Origin of the sequence: Anaerovibrio sp., from assembly GCF_045637405.1 — a bacterium.
GTDB lineage: Bacteria > Bacillota > Negativicutes > Selenomonadales > Selenomonadaceae > Anaerovibrio.
Genome location: NZ_JAZTZI010000047.1, coordinates 1 through 1,002, shown reverse-complemented (window position 1 = coordinate 1,002; position 1,002 = coordinate 1). Strand labels below are relative to the sequence as shown.

General features: G+C 41.4%; 2 protein-coding genes. Both read left to right on the top strand.

Going from position 1 to position 1,002, the window contains the following annotated elements:
• Window positions 1-477, top strand: a 477-nt coding sequence (locus ACKI5G_RS03510) for a DUF3990 domain-containing protein (protein ID WP_407397683.1), incomplete at its 5' end; no start/stop codon positions are given.
• A partial coding sequence (locus tag ACKI5G_RS03505) for a hypothetical protein (RefSeq protein ID WP_407397681.1) occupies window positions 455-1,002 on the top strand: 548 nt, incomplete at its 3' end. The genes ACKI5G_RS03510 and ACKI5G_RS03505, both read left to right, overlap by 23 nt.

Below are 1,002 nucleotides of genomic sequence, written 5' to 3'. Positions count from 1 at the left end.
TTGAATTCACCAGACTACCATATCCTTAATTGGCTGGCAGTGTTGACCAAGTATCGTAGCTATTGGCAAAGTAGCAGTATTGCTGAGGAAGCAAAGGTGTACCTGCAACAAAATTTTTTTGTTGATCCTGATAAATATGACCTTGTTATTGGTTATCGGGCAGATGATTCTTATTTTAGCTTTGCTCAGGATTTTATTAGTGGAACAATATCTTTGAATAAACTATCTGAGGCCATGCGGCTTGGCAAACTGGGAGAACAAATCGTAATTAAAAGTGAAAAGGCCTATAGTCACCTTAAATTCTTGGGAGCTGAACCAGCAGAAGCTAATGTGTGGTATGAAAAAAAGTCTGTCAGGGACAGGGATGCAAGACGGGAATACCGTAAAAGAAGGACTGGTAATGCCGGTGTTTCTGAGCTGTATATGTTGGATATTATGAGAGAAGGGATAAAAAATGGGGATTCGCGCTTACGATGAAATGTATTTGTCCAGTGCCCAGAATATATTGGGCCATGCCGTGGATTTTGCCATTATGTCTTTGGAAATAGAACCAAATGATTTGGCTAAGGCTTTAATAGTCAGTGCCAGTGCCAAGCAATTTGCCAAGGGGAACCCTCGTTATGTTGCCGGAATGAGCGGGTGTGAATTTGCCAGACAGGTTTTAAGTGAAGTACACATTTCCTATCCTGAAAAGGAAGATATAATGTATGTAGATAAAACACCAGAATATTGGGCTGGGTGGGCGTTGGCATATTACCAGTGGTATATGGATTTGTCATTTGCCGATATTCTTAGGGTTATCACATTGGAAGATATAATTGACATGTATCCTTTGTACCATGAAATGGATCTGTCCCATTTTGTGGAGCGAATGAACGCACTGGTAAAGCAGGCAAATCCATTTACCAGGTTGCGTATGCGGCGGGATAATGCGGGATTGTCCCAATCAGAGCTTGCTAATGAGTCTGAGGTACCTCTGCGGCAAATACAACTTTTTGAACA